We start from the raw sequence: 4,210 nt of genomic DNA, 5'->3' as shown, positions 1-4,210 counted from the left end.
ATAGTTATGGCAACAACCGCGACGGGGTCGGTTCCTGTCACTATGACTGACAACAATGCTCAAACTGATATCGCAACGATCACGCTAAAAGCGACCAACACGGTTCCTGCCAGATATGATCATTCACTGGCACAGCCCATTCGGTTGGTTTGGACGATGGGCCATAACCAGAACCAAACTGCAAATATCTTTGAAGAAGAGCATTATCCGGTGGTTGCGCAGTGTAGAGAGCCCAACATCAGGATCAATCTGCTGAACAACAAGGGAACCATTGCCAATAGTTGGCTATGTCGGAAAGTCGGTGAGCGCCTGACGATACTTAAACCCAAATACCGGAATGGCGACACTCATCTATTTGAGGCATCATCTGAGTATCGCCGCTTGCGGACATCAAAATCGAAACTGTCTATCAATGTGGTTAGCTCCAGGGATTATCATACTAATAACGCAAACGCCTTTTATAACCCATCGTTGTTGGCGCTTTTGATCTCTATGTATCTTATTAGTGCAAGCACACTGTGAATTCGTAGAAGAGAAACATTATGAAACGGGTCTTGTTCGGATTCATCTTGTTGTTTTGTCTGTTTCAGACATGTAATGCTCGTGATGTCTACACAAGCGCTCTATGGGTGGAAGATTTATATTCACACGCCGAGAACAAAACCATAGCTGTACGGATAAACTCACGGATAGGGTTTATTTGTCCCAATATCGCCACTGTGGCAAGGCAACGCGGGTTCGACAGACAATCCTCAGAAATGAATGAAAATCTATGGTTAGTACAGAACGAAACCTTCTACGAAAACTGTGAGATACCAACAAACACCTCAAGTCTGGCGTACCATTTTGTTTGCAACGATGCCACTCGACTGTTTTTTGTAGATCTACTGTTTCTTGAATTTGCTGCCGGACAAAACGATATGACTTTTGAAGCGGGGAAATATTATTATGTATTGTCGACATCAGACGGCACCATAGGTTCACTTAACAACAGAAAAGGCGGACATTGTCTGACCCACAACATGCGCGTCAAGATTTATGTCTGTAAAAAACGTAGTGACCCCCATCCTCTCTGCAAAAACATAGACCCTAAGTTAAACATTATTCCTCCAAGTGATCCTTCTACGCCATCTCCTTTCATGTTCGGCTTAATAAATCCCGGAGTGCCGAATGTTCCTGCCATTATTACTGATACCTATAGCAATACTAATACCGAAACGGTTACAACAAAGGCTACTGCAGCGGTTACGACAAAGGCTACTGAAACGTTTACGAGAAAGGCCACTGAAGCGGTTTCCACCATCCATAATGATCCACCGAACGAGCCCGTTGAGTTAATATGGGAGATCCGCTACAACCAGACCCAAACAACCACCATCTCTAAAGAAGAGTATTACCCGGTGGTTGCACTGTGTAATGAACCCAACGCAAAAATCAGCCTGCTTAACAATAAAGGGAGGATTGTTGATAGCTGGTTGTGTCAGAAAGTAGATGAGCGTATGACGATACTTAAACCGGAGTACCGGAATGACGATGTTTATCTATTCGTGGCCTCGCCCGAATACAGTCCCGGGCGAATATGGAAATCAAGCCTGTTTGTTAATGTGCATAGCATCAAGCATCGTTATATCAGTAATGTAAACTCACTCTATAGCCCACCGGCATTGGCGCTTTTGATTTCATTGTATCTTTTTATTGCAAATGCACTTTGACACGATTTTCTGAAAGTGCGTAGAAAAGTCTGCTACATTCATTCTGACTTTTTACCAGAGAAAAACGATGCGATTTATTTTGTTCGGGTTCCTGTTGTTACTCCATCTGTTTCAGGCATGCAATGCTCGTGATGTCTACAAAAGCATTTTGTGGGAGTACGATTTTTATTCGCATGCTGATAACAAGAGCATCACTGTGCATTTAAACTCAGAGATCTCTATAATTTGTCCCAACCTGCCCACAGTGGTAAAAAAGCGCAGTCACGATAGGCAAACCTCAACAATGTACGAAAATATATGGTTGACGAGCAACGCAACCGACTATGAGAATTGTGAAGTAGGGGGATTGAAAGCAATAGGAACCAATAAACCTATAGATCGCTTTATTTGCAACAAGCCCAATGAATTAATTTATCTTAATTTATTGTTTCTTGAACATGCTGCCGGAGCAGACGACAGAACCTTTGAAGGAGGAAAAAATTACTATATCTTTTCCACATCAGATGGCACTCAATCTTCAGTTTATAGAAGAAAAGGCGGGCATTGTTCAACACATAACATGCGCCTCAAGATTTACGTTTGCATGAAAGGAGGAGACCCGGACCCTAACTGCAAAAAAGGCCTGGACCCTAATATAAACAGGTTTTCTGCAAACAATCCTTTTACTCCTGCTCCTTTTGCAACTCTTTTAACAGAGCCATTAACCGACCCTGTAACGACGACTGTTCCTGCTGTTACTACCGACTCCGATGCCGAAACGGTCAGTACAAATACGACTGAAAAGGCTCCTGTCATAATGACGGGCCCCTACACTGCTAGCGACAGTGATACCGATTCTCACAACGATAACGAAGCGGTCAGGATAATAGCTACTGAAACAGCTTCCACCAGGTTTCATCATTCACTGGCAGAGCCCATTCAGTTACTTTGGGAGATCGGCTATAACCAGACCCAAACAGCCTACCTCACTGAAGAAGAAAACTACCCGGTGATTGCACTTTGTAGAGAACCCAACACCAGGATCAGCCTGCTAAACAATAAAGGAACGATTGTCGACAGCTGGTTATGCCGACAAGCCGGTGAGCATCTGACGATACTTAAATCTGAATACCGGAATGGCGAAACGTATCTATTTGAGGCATTACCCGAATATGAACGTATACGAGTATGGAAATCGAGCCTGTCTGTCAATGTGGGCGGTTTTCAGGATCTTTATATCAGTAAGGCCACCCCACACTACAACCCACCGGCGTTAGCTCTTTTGATCTCAATGTATCTTTTTACTGCAAGCGTGCTCTGACACGATTTCAAGAAGCTATGCAGATAGGTCTGCTACTTTTATTCTGACTTTTAACAGAGAAAAACCATGCAATTTGTTTTATTCGGATTCCTGCTGTTACTCCCTCTGTTTCAGACATGCGATGCTCGTGATGTCTACACCAGCGTCTGGTGGTGGGATCATTTATATTCCCACGCCAAGAACAAGAGCATATCTGTGAGGCTAAACTCGCAGCTGTATTTTATTTGTCCCAATAAGCCGACAGTGGTAAAGAAGCGCGCTAATGATAGACAAACCCTAACCATGTACGAAAATATATGGCTAACGGACAACGAAACCTACTATCAGAATTGTGAAATAGGAGAAAATCCACGAGATAAAGTCATAGATCTCTTTCCTTGCAACCAACCCGTCGAGCTGTCTTTTCTTAGCATACTTTTTCTCGAACATGCTGCCGGACTCAACGACAGAACCTTTGAAGGGGGAAAACATTACTACTTCCTATCCACATCCAATGGCCTGGAGTCTTCTATTCATAACAAAAAAGGCGGACACTGCCTGACACACAACATGCGCCTAAAGGTTTACGTCTGTAATAAAACGGCTGACGCCAATCCCGGCTGCGCAGACCCGGATCCTCAGTTAAATGACGGTTTTATCATTCCCCCTTATACCCCTGTTCCTTTAACCACTCTTTTAACAACGCCTGTAACAGATCCTGTGACCACTACCCGTCCTGCCAGAACGAATACCGAAACGGTTATGACAAATGCGACAGACAAGGTTCCTGTTATTATTAGTGACACCGATGCTGACGAAGATACCGAAACGGTCATGACAACGGCTACTGAAATAATTCCCACCGACTATGATCGTTCAGTGACACCCCCCATTCAGTTAATCTGGGAGATCAGCTATAACCGGACCCAAACGGCCTCTATCTTCGAAGAAAGGAATTACCCGGTGGTTGCACTGTGTAACGAACCCAACACCAAGATCAGCCTGCTGAACAATAAAGGAGGGATTGTTGATAGCTGGTTATGTCAGAAAGCAGGTGAGCGTCTGACCATACTCAAGCCTGAATATCGCAATGGTGAGGTTTATTTATTTGAGGCATCACCCGAGTTTAGCCGTATACGAGTGTGGAAATCCACCCTTTCTGTCAATGTGGGCAGCTTCAAGACTCAGTATATCAGTGCAGCCAACACCCTCTACAACC

Annotated in this window: 4 protein-coding genes; all 4 read left to right on the top strand. The window is 44.1% G+C overall.

From position 1 onward, the window contains the following. Positions 1-522, top strand: a 522-nt coding sequence (locus tag KDK16_RS01990) for a hypothetical protein (protein WP_257274428.1), incomplete at its 5' end; no start/stop codon positions are given. Between the two features lie 236 nt (positions 523-758). Beyond that, positions 759-1,712 (top strand): hypothetical protein, encoded by a 954-nt coding sequence (locus tag KDK16_RS01985; RefSeq protein WP_257274427.1) that lies wholly within the window; start codon positions 759-761, stop codon positions 1,710-1,712. A 67-nt stretch (positions 1,713-1,779) separates the two neighbouring features. Next, positions 1,780-3,012 (top strand): hypothetical protein, encoded by a 1,233-nt coding sequence (locus KDK16_RS01980; protein WP_257274426.1) that lies wholly within the window; start codon positions 1,780-1,782, stop codon positions 3,010-3,012. Positions 3,013-3,078: 66 nt separating this feature from the next. Continuing rightward, the coding region (locus KDK16_RS01975; protein ID WP_257274425.1) for a hypothetical protein at positions 3,079-4,210 on the top strand (1,132 nt) is incomplete at its 3' end.

Source organism: Endozoicomonas sp. SESOKO4 (assembly GCF_024606275.1).
Note: the sequence above shows the minus strand (reverse complement) of the source record. Positions and strands in the feature narration are given on the sequence as shown.